We start from the raw sequence: 17007 nt of genomic DNA on the forward strand, positions 1-17007 counted from the left end.
CAACTCAACTGGCAGGCACAGCTTCCACAGCCACAGTGGACGCATGCACCGCCAGCAGCGGATTACGCAGCCAGCGCTCAACCAGTGGCCACACCTGCACCTGCGCAGCCTTGCTCACCAGCATGTCGACATGCCCGAAAGCCTCGAAACCTTCTTCACGCCCCAGCCGCAGGAACTGCTTGCGCTCGCCCCCAAACTGTTCGAACAGCTTGCGACAGGCCCACACCGGGTCTTGGAAATCGCCCGCGCCAGCCACCGCCAGCAGCGGCACATCGACCTCGGCCAGCCCGGCCCACCAGTCGTGCTTCTTGTCGCCAAAGCGCCCGAACAGGCCATGCCAGCGCATGCTTTCAAGGGCCAGGCCAATCGGCTCGTCCTCCGGCCCACGCTTGAAGCGAGGCCCGGAAATCTGCCCCCAGCGCTTGAGCACCAGCTTCGCGCCCCAGGCCAGCGGCGGTACTTTCAACGGCCAGTACACGCGGCTGATCTGTGTACCGAACAGCGCCACGCTGGCGACTTGATCAGCCTCCAGGAAGCCACCGCCCAGCGCTGCAGCCAGGGTCGTGCCCCCCAGTGAGTGGCCAACCCAGTGCGGCGCCTGGCCCGACTGCTCGCGCACAAAGGCATTGATCAGGGGCAGGTCCTCCCGGGCATAGGCGGCTACGCTGTTGTGCTTCCAGGCAAGGTTGCGCGGCGACAGGCCGTGGCCGCGCATTTCCGGGATCCACACATCGAAACCAGCGCGCGCCAGGTAGGCGCCAAGGCCGACGCCTTTGGGCGAATACCAGAAACGCCGGTTGGAAAAACTGCCGTGCAGAAGAATGACCGGCACGCCCTGGGGCTGGCGTTGGTCAGCCAGCCCTAGGCGGGTCACGGCCAACTCGACGCTGGGGTCAGGGCTGTTGCCGGCCTTGATCCGGTACACGTCTTCGCTGAGGTCACCGCGGCGCTCGGCACTGAGCAAGGCCACGGGAAATAAAGTGCTGCTGCTTTGCATAAGGTTGCTTGGTGCACAAAAAAGGCGGGATCCATTGCTGGAGCTCGCCCTGGAAAAAACCAGGCGGGGGTACGCCAGACGTCCCTCCGCATTTTTACTGCGTCAGGCCGCGCCTTGGCCTTCGGCCAGGAAGAACCAGGTTTCGAGTACCGAGTCCGGGTTCAGCGACACGCTTTCGATGCCCTGTTCCATCAGCCACTTGGCCAGGTCCGGGTGGTCCGATGGGCCTTGGCCGCAGATGCCGATGTACTTGCCGGCCTTGTTGCACGCGGCAATGGCGTTGGCCAGCAGCTTCTTCACCGCGGGATTTCGCTCGTCGAACAGGTGCGCGATGATGCCCGAGTCACGGTCCAGGCCCAGGGTCAACTGGGTCAGGTCGTTGGAGCCGATCGAGAAGCCGTCGAAGTACTCCAGGAACTCTTCGGCGAGGATGGCGTTGGACGGCAGCTCGCACATCATGATCACGCGCAGGCCGTTGTCGCCGCGGGCCAGGCCGTTTTCAGCCAGCAGGTCGACAACCTGGCTGGCTTCGCCCAGGGTGCGTACGAACGGCACCATGATCTCGACGTTGGTCAGGCCCATCTCGTTGCGCACACGTTTCAGCGCACGGCACTCGAGCTCGAAGCAGTCACGGAACGATTCGCTGATGTAGCGCGAAGCGCCGCGGAAGCCCAGCATCGGGTTTTCTTCTTCGGGCTCGTACAGCTTGCCGCCGATCAGGTTGGCGTACTCGTTGGACTTGAAGTCCGACAGGCGCACGATGACCTTTTTCGGGTAGAAGGCGGCTGCCAGGGTGCTGATGCCTTCGACCAGTTTCTCGACGTAGAAGCCGACCGGGTCGCTGTAGCCGGCAATGCGCTTGTCGACGCTGTCTTTCAGGTCGGCTGGCAGGCCGGCGTAGTTCAGCAGCGCCTTGGGGTGCACGCCGATCATGCGGTTGATGATGAATTCCAGGCGCGCGAGGCCAACACCTTCGTTCGGCAGTTGGGCAAAGTCGAAGGCGCGGTCCGGGTTACCGACGTTCATCATGATCTTGAACGGCAGCTCGGGCATGGCATCGACCGAGTTCTGCTTGACGTCGAAGCCCAGTTCACCTTCGAAGATGAAACCGGTATCGCCTTCGGCGCAGGAAACAGTCACGCCCTGGCCGTCCTTGAGTATCTGGGTGGCGTTGCCGCAACCGACCACGGCCGGGATACCCAGCTCACGGGCGATGATCGAGGCGTGGCAGGTACGCCCGCCACGGTTGGTGACGATGGCGCTGGCGCGCTTCATGACCGGTTCCCAGTCCGGGTCGGTCATGTCGGATACCAGCACGTCGCCCGGCTGGACCTTGTCCATTTCCGATACGTCGTTGATCACGCGGACCTTGCCGGCGCCGATGCGCTGGCCGATGGCACGGCCTTCGACCAGCACGGTGCCCTTTTCCTTCAGCAGGTAGCGCTCCATGACATTGGCGCTGGAACGGCTCTTCACGGTCTCAGGGCGGGCCTGGACGATGTACAGCTTGCCGTCGTCACCGTCCTTGGCCCACTCGATGTCCATCGGCCGCTGGTAGTGCTGCTCGATGATCATTGCTTGCTTGGCCAGTTCGCTGACCTCGGCATCGCTGAGGCAGAAGCGTGCGCGCTCGGCGCGGTCGACTTCGACGGTCTTGACCGAACGGCCGGCCTTGGCTTCGTCGCCATAGACCATCTTGATCGCCTTGCTGCCCAGGTTGCGGCGCAGGATGGCAGGGCGGCCGGCCTGCAGGGTGTTCTTGTGCACGTAGAATTCGTCAGGGTTGACCGCACCCTGCACCACGGTTTCGCCCAGGCCGTAGGCGCCGGTGATGAACACCACGTCGCGGAAGCCCGACTCGGTGTCGAGGGTGAACATGACGCCGGCGGTGCCGGTTTCCGAGCGGACCATGCGCTGTACGCCGGCAGACAGTGCCACCAGCTTGTGGTCGAAGCCCTGGTGCACGCGGTAGGCGATGGCGCGGTCGTTGAACAGCGAGGCGAACACTTCCTTGGCCGCGCGGATCACGTTATCGACGCCACGGATATTGAGGAAGGTTTCCTGCTGACCGGCGAACGAGGCGTCCGGCAGGTCTTCGGCGGTAGCCGAGGAGCGCACGGCAACGGCCATGTTGTCGTTGCCGGCGGCCATTTCGGCGAACGCCGTACGGATTTCCGAATCCAGACGTGCCGGGAATTCGGCTTCCATGACCCACTGACGGATCTGCGCGCCGGTCTTGGTCAGGGCATTGATGTCATCCACGTCCAGCGCGTCGAGCGCGGCGTGAATCTTGTCGTTCAGGCCACTCTGCTCGAGAAAGTCACGGTACGCCTGCGCCGTGGTGGCAAAGCCGCCCGGCACGGACACCCCGGCACCTGCGAGGTTACTGATCATCTCGCCCAGGGATGCGTTCTTGCCCCCCACATGCTCTACATCATGGACGCCGAGCTTATCGAGGGAAACTACGTACTCTACCAAGGTGATCTCTCCACTAACTGTGTTGGAAAAGCTCAAAAGGCGCCCGCCTGTCTTCTATGACTTGGCCGGGCGTTTGTGGCCTGTACCTGGAAAATAGGCTTTGCAAATGTGGCAGAATGACGACAGCCGCATTCGGCAAACCGAACTTATCATATCCAAGAATCTTCATCAGCTTAAGGCCCAGATCGCAAATGAAACGAACCGCGTTCTTCATCTCCGACGGCACCGGTATCACTGCCGAAACCCTGGGCCAGAGTCTGCTCGCGCAATTCGAGAGCATTCCGTTCAACAAATTCACCCGTCCGTACATCGATTCACCCGACAAGGCGCGAACCATGGTCCAGCAAATCAACGCTGCGGCCGAGCGCGACGGGGTGCGCCCGATCATCTTCGACACCATCGTCAACCAGGACATCCGCGAGATCCTGGCCACGTCGAACGGGTTCATGATCGACATCTTTTCTTCGTTTTTATCCCCGCTCGAGCAGGAATTGACCGCCCATTCGTCGTATTCCGTCGGCAAATCGCACTCGATTGGCGGCAACTCCAACTACATGGAGCGCATCGAGGCGGTGAACTTCGCCCTCGACAACGACGACGGCGCGCGCACCCATTACTACGACAAGGCCGACCTGATCCTGGTGGGTGTGTCGCGTTGCGGCAAGACCCCAACCTGCCTGTACATGGCCATGCAGTTTGGCATCCGCGCCGCCAACTACCCGCTGACCGAAGACGACATGGAGCGCCTGCAGCTGCCGGCGGTGCTGAAAAAGCACCACAACAAGCTGTTCGGGCTGACCATCGACCCTGACCGCCTGACGGCCATCCGCCACGAGCGCAAGCCCAACAGCCGTTATTCGAGTTTTGCCCAGTGCGAGTTCGAGGTGCGCGAGGTGGAAAGCCTGTTCCGGCGGGAGAACATTCCCAACATCAATTCCACGCATTTTTCGGTGGAGGAGATTTCGGCGAAGATTCTGGTGGAGAAAGGGGTGGAGCGCAGGTTCAAGTAAGCCTGTACAACCCTTGAAGCCTGCACAGGCCCTGTGGGAGCGGCCTTGCGTCGCGAAAGGGGTGCGTAGCGCCCCCATGATTTCAGCTACGCCGCACATATCGCCGGGGCTGCTTTGCAGCCCTTTCGCGACACAAGGCCGCTCCTACAGGGATTGCGCAAGCCCCAAAACAAAGCCCCGGCATCGCTGCCGGGGCTTTCTTTTACCTCACTACACGCCTCAGGACGGCACCACTGCCGCCTGCCCGCTCATGGCCAGGTCGACCAGCTCGCGGTTGGCCACCGCGTACATCGCATAGTCGGTGCCGGTGGCGTTGCGCAGGTCGTCGAGCATGGCGCGCCAGCGCTCCACCATCACCCGGTGCTGCTCGGCCCACAGTGCCACACGGGCGTCCATGTCATCCGGGGCATCGGCCATCTGCAAGACCGAGATGGTGATAGCCCGCTGCTGCAGGTCGATGTCGTCGCGGAACGCCTCGCGGGCCAGTGCCTGCCAGTTGTTCTCCACCGGCAGGTTGCTGATTTCCTGCAGGTACCAGGTCAGGTCCAGCGCGCTGCCCACGGCGAAGAACGCCTTGGCCACCTGCGCCGGCTCATGCCCGGTCACGTCGGCTGCTTCGATGATCGGTAGCAGGGTATACAGGTGGCTGGTGCCGGCAACCATGCGCGCCAGCAACTCCGGCACACCGGCCTCGACGAAGCCCTGGTAGCGCACCATCCAGCGTTCGCGGGTCGGCCCTTCGAGCAGTTCGTCCAGCTTGAGCCCCAGTTGCGCGATCTTCGGCCCGAAGTGCGCGGTGTCACGCCCGGCATCCTGCTCGTTGCGCCGGCTACGCAAGAACCAACGGGTAGCCCGGCGGCCCAGGCGCATCAGCTCGTCCATCAGGGTCAGCTGGATTTCGGCCGGCACCTGGTAGTCGAGCGCCTCGATCTGGCGGAACCAGTGTGGCAGGTGGAAAATGTCACGCACGATCACGTAGGCCCCGGCCACATTGGCCGGGCTCATGCCAGTCGACTCTTTCAGGCGCTGGACGAAGGTGATGCCCATGTTGTTGACCAGGTCGTTGGCGATCTGGGTGCTGACGATTTCGCGCTTCAGGCGGTGGCGGCGCATGGCCTCGGCGAACTTGCTGACCAGCGACGGCGGGAAGGCGGTTTCCATGTCGCGGGTCAGGTAGTCGTCGTCCGGTACCAACGATTTGAGCAACTGCTCCTTGAGGTCGATCTTGCTGTACGAGATCAGCACCGACAGCTCGGCACGGGTCAGACCCTGGCCGGCAGCCAGGCGTTCTGCCAATTGCTCTTCGGACGGCAGGAACTCGATGGCGCGGTCCAGCTTGCCGCGTGCCTCCAGGTCGGCCATCAGGCGCTTGTACTCGGCAATCCGCTCGCGGGCACGGCGGGCGGCCAGCGACAGCGCCTGGGTCTGCTTGTAGTTGTTGCCCAGCACCAGGCCGGCCACTTCATCGGTCATGCTACCGAGCAGCTGGTTGCGCTGCTTTTCGGTCATGTCGCCACCCTGCACCACTTCGTTGAGCAGGATCTTGATGTTGACCTCGTGGTCGGAGCAGTCCACGCCGCCGGCGTTGTCGATGAAGTCGGTGTTGGTGGCGCCGCCGTTGAGGCCGAACTCCACCCGGCCAAGCTGGGTCATGCCCAGGTTGCCGCCCTCGCCGACCACCTTGCAGCGCAGTTCGTTGCCGTTGACCCGCAGCGCATCGTTGGCCTTGTCGCCGACATCGGCGTGGCTTTCGGTGCTGGCCTTGACGTAGGTACCGATGCCGCCGTTCCACAGCAGGTCTACCGGGGCCTTGAGCAGCGCATTCAGCAGCTCGGTCGGGGTCAGGCGGTCGGCTTCGATGGCGAAGCGTTCTTTCATCTGCGGGCTGATGGCGATGCTCTTGGCACTGCGCGGGAAGATCCCGCCGCCTTCGGACATGATGCTGGTGTCGTAGTCGCTCCAGGCCGAGCGCGGCAGGTCGAACAGGCGCTTGCGCTCGGCAAAGCTGGAGGCAGGCTCGGGGTTGGGGTCGATGAAGATGTGCAGGTGGTTGAACGCCGCCACCAGTTGCAGCTTGTCGGACATCAGCAAGCCGTTGCCGAACACGTCGCCGGCCATGTCGCCGACACCAATGACCGTGATCGGGTCTTGCTGCACGTTGATGCCGCGCTCGCGGAAGTGGCGTTGCACGCCCACCCAGGCGCCGCGGGCGGTAATGCCCATCTTCTTGTGGTCGTAACCGGCCGAACCGCCCGAGGCAAAGGCGTCGCCCAGCCAGAAGCCGTAGTCGATGGCAATGCCGTTGGCGATGTCGGAGAAGGTCGCGGTGCCCTTGTCGGCCGCCACCACCAGGTACGGGTCGTCATCGTCGTGGCGCACCACGTTGGCCGGCGGCACCACGCCACCGTCCTTGAGGTTGTCGGTGATGTCGAGCAGGCCGGAAATGAAGATGCGGTAGCACGCCACGCCTTCGGCGGCGATCTCGTCACGCCCGCCGCCCAGCGGCAAGCGACGCGGCAGGAAGCCGCCCTTGGCGCCGACTGGCACGATCACCGAGTTCTTCACCTGCTGGGCCTTGACCAGACCGAGCACTTCGGTGCGGAAGTCTTCTTCGCGGTCGGACCAGCGCAGGCCGCCGCGGGCAACATTGCCGAAGCGCAGGTGCACGCCCTCGACCCGTGGCGAGTAGACGAAAATCTCGAACTTGGGTACCGGCTTGGGCAGCTCGGGGATCAGCTTGGGGTTGAACTTGAAGCTGAAGTACGATTTGTTCTGGCCGTTGGCGTCCGGCTGGTAGAAGTTGGTACGCAGGGTGGCCTTGATCAGGTCCAGGTAGCGGCGCAGGATGCGGTCTTCGTTCAGCACCTGCACGTCGTCCAGCGCGGTCAGGATAGCCTGTTCCAGGCGCTGCTGCTTGTCGTCCAGGTCGTCCTGGGTGAGCTTGCGCGCCAGGTAGAAGCGGGTCTTGAACAACCGGGTCAGCTCGCGGGCAATGTCGGTGTGGTTGTTCAGGGTGCTGGCGATATAGCCGAGGTCGAAGCCCAGGCGGATCTGCTTGAGGTAACGGGCGTAGGCGCGCAGCAGGGCAACGTCGCGCCATGGCAGGCCAGCGGTGAGCACCAGGCGGTTGAAGGCGTCATTTTCGGCATCGCCCCGGACGATGTGGATAAAGGCGTCCTGCAGGGTGTCGTTGAGCTGCTGGATATCCAGGCTCAGGCCTTCGCTGTAGGTAAAGGCAAAGTCGTGGATCCAGTATTCACGGCCACTGGCATGGCGTAGGCGGTACGGGAACTCACCGAGCACGCGCAGGCCGAGGTTTTCCAGGATCGGCAGCACGTCGGACAGCGCCAGCGGCGTGTCGGCGTGGTACAGCTTGCAGTGCAGGATGCGCTCGCCCACCTGGGTCAGTGGCTGGTAGAAACTCATCGCCAGCGGCTTGTGTTCCGTCAGGTTCAACACATGCTGCAGGTCGACCACCGCCGAGTGCGCGGCAAAGCGCTCACGGTAACCGGCCGGGAAGCCTTTGGGGAAGTCGGCAAGGATGTTGGTGCCCTGGGCTTCGCCGAAGTTCTCCACCACCAGCGCCGAGTAGTCGTCATGCCACGAGCGGCACGCCTGGATGACTTCGCGCTCCAGTTGCTGCGGGTCGATATCGATACGGTTCTTCGGGTCGACCCGCAGAATCAGCTGCACACGGGCCAGTACCGATTCCGAGAAGAAGGTCCAGAACTCGCAGTCGCTGGCCTTCAGGCGCTCCATCAGCACTTGCTGGATCTTCTGGCGCACTTCGGTGGAGTAGATTTCCCGCGGCACGTAGGCCAGGCAGTAGCAGAAGCGGCCGTACGGGTCCTTGCGCAGGAACACACGGATCTTGTTGCGCTCCTGGATCTGCACGATTGCCATGACCGTGGTGAACAGTTCGTCGATCGGCGTCTGGAACAGGTCGTCGCGCGGCAGCACTTCCAACACCTGGGCCAGTTCCTTGCCCAGGTGTGCCTTGGGGTCGAAGCCCGAGCGGCGCTCCACTTCGGCCACTTTCACGCGGATATACGGAATGGCATGCACGCTTTCGCCATACACCGACGAGGTGTACAGGCCCATGAAGCGGTGCTCCTTGATGACCTTGCCGTCGGCGTCCAGCTGGCGGATCGACACGTAGTCCGGGTAGGCCGGGCGGTGGACGCGGCTAGGCAGCGCGGCCTTGGCGAACGACAGCAGCAGCGGCTCGTTGAGGTAGGCCACGGCGTAGTCTTCGATGCGCAGCTCTTCGGCGGTCAGGCCCACCCGCAGGCGGCGCGGCAGGCCGAGGAACGACTGCTCGTCGTAGACCATCTGGCCACCGGAGGCGTCGCCCTTGACGGTGAATTCTTCATAGCCCAGGAAGGTGAAGTGGTTGTCCAGCAGCCATTCCAGGAAGGCCTTGACCTCGCCCTTCTCGTTTTGCGCCGGGCCGAAGGCGGTCTGTTCCACCTCGGCCACCACTTGACGCAGCTTGGCCTTCATCGGCTCGAAGTCGGCAACCGCCACCCGCACCTCAGCCAGCACCTGCTCGATCTCGCGGGCCAACACGGTCAGCTCGGCGGCGTTGGCGCAGCGGTCGATTTCCAGGTACATCAGTGACTCATGCTGCACGCCCTCGCCCTGGCTGCCTTTTGGCAGCAGTTCCAGCAGCTCGCCCTTGGCGCCACGGCGCACGCTGAGCACGGTGGTCTGCAGGGTGTGAATGCTGTAGCCGCGGCGGTTGAGTTCGGTGCGTACCGAATCGACCAGGAACGGCAGGTCGTGGTGCAGCACTTCGACCACCGAATGGGTCGACTGCCAGCCGTTACGTTCGTAATCGGGGTTGTACACCCGCACTTGCGGGGTTTCGGGGTCGAAACGTTCGATGATGCGCCAGGCTGACAGGGTGCAGCCGGCCAGGTCGGAAAGCCTGCGCTGGGTGAGTTCGTCCAGAGAGATGATGCCGAAGAACTGCTCGGCGAATAGCGCCACTTGTGGCAGGGACTGTTCGCTGATGTGCTGCGCCAGGGCCGCTTGCAGTTGATGCTGGAAGTCGGCTTTGCTGGCTGCGGTGAAGAACGCCATCTGTGGTACTCCGCTTGGGCTTTGTAATAGTTGAAGCGTCGCTGCGTGCGCCATGTACGGATCAACGATAGCCAACCCGTGGCAAGGCGGACGGTAAAAACCAGGCGTTGAACGTGCGCAGGCACGCCCAGGGCTGGGCGAAGCTTAACGACTGATCGGTCATCAAGGCTTGCAGCGCTGCGACAATTTCGGTCAAGGGGCGGTAACTTTACGTTTATGCATGTAGCCAAGACTGTCAGAATTCCCTTCCGTTTCCTTTGATCCGAGCCTGATCATGCAAATCAACACTGCCCTGCTGTTCGCCACCCCTTGCGATGACGAGGAAGACAACATGGCGACCCTGTGCTGCCACAGCGACAAGGGTCAGATGTTTCTGCTGACCCGCTACCCGGACGAAGACACCGTCGACCTGACCCTGGATGACGAGCCGTCGACCCTGGACGGGCTGAAAGTGACCTTGAGTGCCAAGCGCCTGCTGATCGAAGTGGCGGCCGGCGACCGTGATGCGCTGAAGGGCGACGAGGTGCTGGAGATCAACCTGACCAGCGAACTGAGTGACCTGGATGAGGTGAAGGAAACCTTGGAGAACATCCTGGCCGGAACTGGAACCTTTGTCTGCGAGCTTTGAATTATCACTCGCTGCATAGCGAGAACACGGTCCCACCTGGCCTGCATCACCTTCAAGGCACAGAACCTGTAGGAGCGGCCTTGCGTCGCGATGGGCTGCGCAGCAGCCCCGGCAATTTATGCATCTGTGCGCAAACCCTGGGGCTGCTGCGCAGCTCATCCGACCGGTCCGGCGCCCCGGCAAGGCCGCTCCTACAAGGGCCAGTGCTGGCCAGAGGAATCATGAAAGACAGTTGCTCCCACAAGGATCACTCAAGCGCTTGTTGCATTTCTTGGGCCTGCACCCGCAACGCCTCACAAAACGGCTCCACCGCCGCCGAAGCCGGCCTATGGTCCGGCCGGATCAGCATCACCTGGTACGGCACCGACACCCGCAAGCGGCGGATCGGCAGCCCGCCCTGCGCCGCCTCCAGCCCGCTCAGCGGGTTGATGATCGCCACCCCCAGGCCTTGGCGCACCATCGCACACACCGACGCCGCACTGGTGGTCTCGATCACCGTGCGGCGGTTTACCCCCGCGGCACGAAAGTGCTGGTCCAGGCGCTGGCGGTAGGTGTCCAGGCTGGCCAGGTTGATGAAGTCAACCTCGTGGAAATCGCTCAGCTCCAGCTCGGCCTTGGCCTGCAACGGGTGGTGCGCGGGCAATACGCACACCATGTTGGCGCTGAACAGCAACTCGCCATAGGCACCGCGCGGTATCTGCTCGACCTCGGTCAGGCCCAGGTCATGCTGCTGGGCCACCAGTGATTCCTCCAGCAACGGCGACTCCTGCGCCAGGATGCTCACGCTCACCCCCCGGTGCTGCTGGTGAAAGCGCTGGCAAGCCTTGGGCAACAGCGTTTGCGAGAACAGCGGCAGGCAGGTGATGGCCAGCCGGCCCTGCTCGAAATTGCGAATAGCCTGGGCAAAGCGGTCGATCCGCTCCAGCCCGACGTAGGCGCGCTCGACCTCCTCGATCAACAGCAGCGCCTGGGCCGTCGCCACCAGGCGGCCACCCTCGCGCTCGAACAGGTTCAGCCCGGTCACCTGCTCCAGCCGCGCCAGTTCACGGCTGACGGTGGGCTGCGAGGTAAACAGCAGGCGCGCTGCACCGGTGACGCTGCCCGCCGCCATGATGGCGCGGAACACTTCGATATGGCGGATGGAGAGTTTCACTGTAAAGACCTGCGAGATGACAACAGCCATATCAGATATGAATAGCCGGTAGAAAAATAGCTATTTTTATGAATTCACGCTTTACCTCATGCTGGGGGCCTTCCTGATATGAGAAGCGCCACCATGACTGCAACCTTCACCCTCCTGGCCGAGGCGGTCCGCCAGCACGGCTCGCCGCTGTGGGCCTACGATGCCAGCACCATCGCTGAGCGCGTGGCACAGCTGAAGGTGTTCGACACCGTACGCTTCGCCCAGAAAGCCAACCCCAACCTGCACGTGCTGCGCCTTATGCGTGGCCACGGCCTGGTGCTGGACGCGGTATCGCTGGGCGAAATGGAGCGGGCCTTCGCTGCCGGTGCCAGCGTCGCGGGCGACCCGGCGGGTGTGGTGCTGACCTGCGATGCGCTGGACCGGCCGACCCTGGAGCGGGTGGTGGCAGAACAGATCGAAGTCAACGCCGGCTCAATCGACATGCTGCGCCAGTTGGGTGAGCGTTCCCCGGGCCACCGCGTGTGGGTGCGCATCAACCCGGGCTTCGGCCATGGCCACAGCCGCAAGACCAATACCGGCGGCGAAAACAGCAAGCACGGCATCTGGCATGAAGAACTGGACGAAGCGCTGGCGGTGATCAAGGCCCATGGCCTGCACCTGGTGGGCGTGCACATGCACATCGGCTCCGGGGTGGATTACCAGCACCTGGAGCAGGTGGCCCGCTCGATGATCGAGCTGATCGGCCGCCTGGGCGTGGACATCGAGGCGTTTTCCATCGGCGGCGGGCTATCTACCCCGTACCGCAGCACCGACAAGCCGGTCGACCTGCAGCGCTATGCCCAGACCTGGGCGGTGGCACGCAAGGAAATCGAAGCGATGCTCGGCCACCCGGTGCGCATGGAGATCGAACCTGGCCGCTTCCTGGTGGCCGAGTCCGGTTACCTGGTGGCCGAGGTGCGTGCAGTGAAACAGGTGGGGCGCAATACCTTCGTCATGATCGACGCTGGCTTCAACGACCTGATGCGCCCGGCCATGTACGGTGCCTACCACGGCATGACCCTGCTCGATGCCAACGGCCAGCCGGTGGACCGCCCACGCCAGCCGACCGTGGTGGCCGGGCCGCTGTGCGAGTCGGGTGACGTGTTCACCCAGGATGACCAGGAGCTGACTCCGCAAGACCTGCCCCAGGCCCAAGTGGGCGACCTGTTGGTCATTCATGACGCCGGCGCCTATGGCGCGTCGATGTCCTCGAACTACAACAGCCGGCCGCTGCTGCCGGAGTTCCTGATCGAGAATGGCGCCCTGCGCATGATCCGCCGGCGGCAGACGGTGCAGGACTTGCTGGGTCTGGAGGCAGGGTTCTAACAAGCATGCACGATCCCCTGTAGGAGCGGCCTTGCGTCGCGATCGGGGTGCGAAGCACCCCCACGGTCTTCATACCCATGCACAATCGCCGGGGCCGCGTTGCGGCCCTTTCGCGACGCAAGGCCGCTCCTACAACGACCGCGTAAACCCTGTCGGCACTGCAAGGCCCTTGCAATCGAATCCTCCCCCAATAACAATGCGATCAATTCCCATTAATAATGCGGTCTTGACGCCATGTCGACGCTCGATTCCCAGGCCCTGCACCAGCTGTACAGCGAGAACAACAGCTGGCTGAAGGGTTGGCTGCGCGCCCGCCTGGGCAATGCCGCCGATGCCTCGGACCTGGCCCACGACACCTTCCTGCGGGTGATGACTGCCCGTAATCAATTGCCGATCCGCGAGCCACGCAGCTACCTCAGCGCCATCGCCCGCTCGCTGCTGATCGACAAGGGCCGCCGTCGCACCATCGAACAGGCCTACCTGCAGGCCCTGGCCCTGCGTCCGGAGCCGGTGGAAGTCTCGCCCGAGGTGCGCCTGTCGATCATCGAAATGCTGGTAGCAGTAGACAGCCTGCTCGACGAACTGGGTGCCAAGACCCGCGCCATCTTCCTGGCCGTGCAACTCGAAGGCCTGACCTACGGGGCAGCGGCTGAGCGCTTTGGCGTGTCGGTCACTACCGTGAAGAATCACCTGATCAAGGCCATGACCCGCTGCCTGCTGGTAGTCGAAGGCTGAGCACATGGAACTCAAGACGCTCGAAGCCGCCGCGACCTGGTATGTACAACTGAACGACGGCGCCAGCAACGACGCCCGCACCCAGGCCTGGCAGCAGTGGCTGCAGGCCAGCCCGCAACATGCCGCCGCCTGGGCACGCGTGGAAAAACTCCAGCAGCAATGGGCCATGGTGCCGGCGCAGGCGGCGCTGTCCAGCCTGGGGGCAGCCCAGGCACAGCGCCGTGACGTGCTGAAAGTGCTGAGCCTGCTGCTGGCCATGGGTGGCGGCGGCTGGCTGGCAGCTGAACAGGTGCCCTACCACGCGCTGTTGGCCCAGCAACGTACCGGCACCGGCGAACGGCGCACCCTGCAATTGGCAGACGGCTCGCAACTGGAGCTGAACGTGGGTACCGCGCTAGACGTGCGCTATGACGCCAAGGTGCGGGCGATCCAGTTGTACCAGGGGGAAATCCTGGTGAAACCGGTCAGCGACCGGCAGCAGCGCCCGTTCATCGTACACACCGACGATGGCAGCATCCTTGCCCGCAGTACCGCGTTCAGTATTCGCAAACTGGCGCAGCAGACGCGGGTGGGTGTACTGCAGGCCTCGGTCGAGGTGCGTCCGCAACGCCATCTGGACCGGGTGCTGCAACTGCAAGGCGGGCAGCAGGTGAGCTTCGGCCCCGACGACCTCACCAGCCCCCATGCCCTGCCCGCCGACTCCACGGCGTGGCTGCAAGGCATGCTGAGCGTGAACGACTGGCGCCTGGGCGATTTCATCGAAGAGCTGGGGCGCTACCGGCCAGGGGTGCTGCGCTGCGCCTCGTCGATCCAGGCCATGAGCATTTCCGGCGCGTTTCGCATCGACGACACCGACATCGCCCTGGCCAACCTGCCGAAAACCCTGCCGGTGAAGGTGCGTTATCTCAGCCGCTACTGGGTCAGCGTGGAACCTGCCTGAACACCCGTTGAAAAAACTTTCAGTGAAATCTTGCTGATTTCGATTCTCGTCCGTCCCTGACACAAGCCGCGACGACAGCGACTTTCTGCCATGACTCGGAAGGATCACGTAATGCCCCACCTGCACCCCACCCCTGCAACCACGCTGAGCCAGGCTGTGCGCCTGGTGCTGTTCGGCATGTCACTGGCCAGCGCACCGGTCGCGCTGCTGATGCCTGCCCAGGCCATGGCGCAGAGCCAGACCGCCTACCATATCGCCGCTGGCCCATTGGGCAATGCCATCACCCAGTTCGGCGTGCAGGCGGGCGTGACCATTTCGTTCGACACCGCACAGACACGCAACCTGACCAGCAATGGCCTGGAGGGCAGCTACAGCATTGAGGAAGGGCTGGTACGGCTGCTGGGCAACAGTGGCTTGCAGGCGCAGCGCCAAGGCAACGGCGGTTATGTGCTGGTGCCTGCCGACAATGGCACGGCCATGGAACTGGGACCGTTGAACATCGACGCCAACCGGCTGGATGCGACTAGCGAAGGCACCCAGTCCTATACCGCTCGCGCAGTGACCATCGGCAAGGGTGTGCATACGCTGAAGGAAACCCCGCAGTCGGTCACCGTGATGACCCGCAAGATGCTCGACGACCAGAACCTCAACACGCTGGAACAGGTACTGGACAAAACCCCGGGCATTACCGTTTACGACTCGCCCATGGGCGGAAAGTACTTCTATTCGCGTGGTTTCAACCTCGACGGCCAGTACCAGTACGACGGCGTGCCACTGGACGTGGGCGGCAACTACGTGCAGGCCAACAGCTTTTCCAGCGACATGGCGTTCTATGACCGGGTCGAGATCCTCAAGGGGGCGGCCGGCATGATGAAGGGCTCCGGCTCCTCTGCCGGCGGCGTCAACTTCGTGCGCAAGCGCGGCCAGGACAAGGCCGCGACAACCGTCACCCTGTCTGCCGGCAGCTGGGACAACTATCGCGGCCAGGTCGACGTTGGCGGCCCGCTGAACGATTCGGGGACCGTGCGTGGCCGGGCAGTGGCGGCCCTGCAGGACCGCCAGTACTTCTATGACGTTGCCAAGCGCCAGGACCAGATACTGTACGGCGCCATCGACTGGGACGTCAGCGACGACACCACCCTCGGCTTTGGCCTGGCTTACGAGGATGTCGATGCCACACCGTGCTACGCCGGCGTGCCACGCTACGCCGATGGCAGTGACCTGAAACTGTCGCGCTCCCCCTGCCTGGGCGCCAGCTGGAACGACCTGCAAAGCCAGCGTATTACCGGCTATGCCGACCTCAAGCACCGGTTCAATGATGACTGGACGCTGAATTTCGCCTCGATCTACACCCACAACACCCAGGACATCGAATACGCGTACTCCGAAGGCGCGGTACCCGTCGGTGCCAGTACCGCCAGCATGAGCGTCCGTGCCGGCCGTTTCGATTACGACCAGGACGACTACGGCTTCGATAGCTATGTCGATGGCAAGTTCGAGGCGTTTGGCCTGCAGCACGAACTGATCATCGGTGCCAACGCCAGCCGGCAGAAAACCCACGATTACTTCGCGCTGATGCTGCTGGACGGCAAGCAGGACCCGTTCGCCCCCACTGCGAACTTCCCACACCCGTCCAAGGCCGATTACCTGGTCAACCCGACGCGCGGTGGCAGTGTGCCAACCGACTCCACCACCACCCAATACGGCACGTACGCCAACCTGCGTTTGAAACTGGCAGAGCCGCTGACCCTGGTACTGGGCGCACGGGTAAGCTGGTACCGCAACAAGAGCGACTCCTATACCCAGTTCTATGATTACTGGGTGAATAACCGCAGCCAGGAAAACGGCCAGGTCACGCCGTTCGCCGCCGTGCTGTACGACCTGAACGACCAGTGGACCGCCTATGCCAGCTACGCCGACATCTTTCAGCCGCAGAGCGACAAGGTAAATGCCGAGCGGCAACCGCTGCAGCCCAAGACCGGTGCCAACTACGAGATAGGCATCAAGGGCGAGCTGTTGGGCGGCGCGCTGAACACCTCGTTCAACCTGTTCCGCACCCTCGAGAATCACCGTGCGGAAAGTGACTACATCGAGACCTGCCCGTCAGGCGACGGCTATTGCTACACCGACAGTGGCAAGGTCCGTGCACAGGGCTTCGAGGCCGAGATCAGCGGCTCGCCGATCGAGCGCCTGCAACTGCTGGCGGGGTACACCTACACCCAGACCAAGTACCTGAAGACCATCGAGGACAGCGACCCCACCGAGCTGACCTTCACCTCCAGCTTCATCCCGCGGCACATGCTCAAGGTGTGGGGTGATTACCAGCTGGATGGCGCGCTTGAACGCTGGACCGTGGGTGCCGGCCTGAACAGCCAGAGCGAAAACTTCCGCACCACCGGCACTACCCGTGTCGAACAAGCCGGCTACACCGTGTGGAACGGCCGCGTGCAATATCGGCTTGACCCGAACTGGACCGTTGCCGTCAACGGCAACAACCTGTTCGACAAAAAGTACTACGCCACCATCGGCGCGCCGGGCTGGGGCAACTTCTACGGCGAGCCGCGCAACTTCATGGTGACGCTGCAGGGCGCGTTCTAAACACCGACGCGGCCCCTTGTAGGAGCG

10 protein-coding genes are annotated in these 17007 nt (G+C 63.3%); 6 read left to right on the forward strand and 4 right to left on the reverse strand.

Annotated elements, in window-relative coordinates:
• Positions 1 to 4 precede the first annotated feature (4 nt).
• Together ACIP02_RS15310 and ppsA are read right to left on the reverse strand one after the other, a co-directional pair.
• Positions 5 to 997 carry an alpha/beta fold hydrolase gene (locus ACIP02_RS15310; RefSeq protein ID WP_400617607.1) on the reverse strand — a complete coding sequence of 331 codons (993 nt, stop codon included), beginning with the start codon at positions 995 to 997 and terminating at the stop codon, positions 5 to 7.
• 102 nt (positions 998 to 1099) lie between these two features.
• Positions 1100 to 3475 carry a phosphoenolpyruvate synthase gene (gene ppsA / locus ACIP02_RS15315; protein ID WP_400617608.1) on the reverse strand — a complete coding sequence of 792 codons (2376 nt, stop codon included), beginning with the start codon at positions 3473 to 3475 and terminating at the stop codon, positions 1100 to 1102.
• 191 nt (positions 3476 to 3666) lie between these two features.
• On the opposite strand from ppsA, the gene ACIP02_RS15320 reads away from it, so the two are divergent.
• The gene (locus tag ACIP02_RS15320; RefSeq protein WP_012271263.1) at positions 3667 to 4485 is read left to right on the forward strand and encodes a pyruvate, water dikinase regulatory protein; all 819 of its coding nucleotides are present in this window, start codon (positions 3667 to 3669) and stop codon (positions 4483 to 4485) included.
• A 219-nt stretch (positions 4486 to 4704) separates the two neighbouring features.
• On the opposite strand, the gene ACIP02_RS15325 is transcribed toward ACIP02_RS15320, so the two are convergent.
• Positions 4705 to 9570: an NAD-glutamate dehydrogenase gene (locus ACIP02_RS15325; protein WP_400617609.1), complete on the reverse strand. Its 4866-nt coding sequence runs from the start codon at positions 9568 to 9570 to the stop codon at positions 4705 to 4707.
• Positions 9571 to 9844: 274 nt separating this feature from the next.
• Between ACIP02_RS15325 and ACIP02_RS15330 the strand changes: the two genes are divergently transcribed.
• On the forward strand, positions 9845 to 10198 hold the full coding sequence (locus ACIP02_RS15330; protein ID WP_108481445.1) for a hypothetical protein: 354 nt from the start codon (positions 9845 to 9847) through the stop codon (positions 10196 to 10198).
• Between the two features lie 247 nt (positions 10199 to 10445).
• Here ACIP02_RS15330 and ACIP02_RS15335 read toward each other — a convergent pair whose 3' ends face one another.
• Complete coding sequence (locus tag ACIP02_RS15335; protein ID WP_400617610.1) at positions 10446 to 11351, reverse strand: LysR family transcriptional regulator; 906 nt, start codon at positions 11349 to 11351, stop codon at positions 10446 to 10448.
• 123 nt (positions 11352 to 11474) lie between these two features.
• Here ACIP02_RS15335 and lysA point away from each other — a divergent pair, with 123 nt between their 5' ends.
• The 4 genes from lysA (at position 11475) to ACIP02_RS15355 (ending at position 16980) form a co-directional block, all read left to right on the forward strand.
• Positions 11475 to 12707 (forward strand): diaminopimelate decarboxylase, encoded by a 1233-nt coding sequence (lysA, locus tag ACIP02_RS15340; RefSeq protein ID WP_400617611.1) that lies wholly within the window; start codon positions 11475 to 11477, stop codon positions 12705 to 12707.
• Positions 12708 to 12941: 234 nt separating this feature from the next.
• A complete protein-coding gene (locus ACIP02_RS15345; RefSeq protein WP_400617612.1) occupies positions 12942 to 13442 on the forward strand; it encodes a sigma-70 family RNA polymerase sigma factor in 501 nt (166 codons plus the stop codon).
• A 4-nt stretch (positions 13443 to 13446) separates the two neighbouring features.
• The gene (locus ACIP02_RS15350) at positions 13447 to 14382 is read left to right on the forward strand and encodes a FecR domain-containing protein (protein WP_400617613.1); all 936 of its coding nucleotides are present in this window, start codon (positions 13447 to 13449) and stop codon (positions 14380 to 14382) included.
• A gap of 111 nt (positions 14383 to 14493) precedes the next feature.
• Positions 14494 to 16980: a TonB-dependent siderophore receptor gene (locus ACIP02_RS15355; protein ID WP_400617614.1), complete on the forward strand. Its 2487-nt coding sequence runs from the start codon at positions 14494 to 14496 to the stop codon at positions 16978 to 16980.
• The last annotated feature ends 27 nt before the right edge of the window (positions 16981 to 17007 follow it).

Origin of the sequence: Pseudomonas sp. NPDC089408 (assembly GCF_044749445.1) — a bacterium.
In the GTDB taxonomy this organism is placed as follows: domain Bacteria; phylum Pseudomonadota; class Gammaproteobacteria; order Pseudomonadales; family Pseudomonadaceae; genus Aquipseudomonas.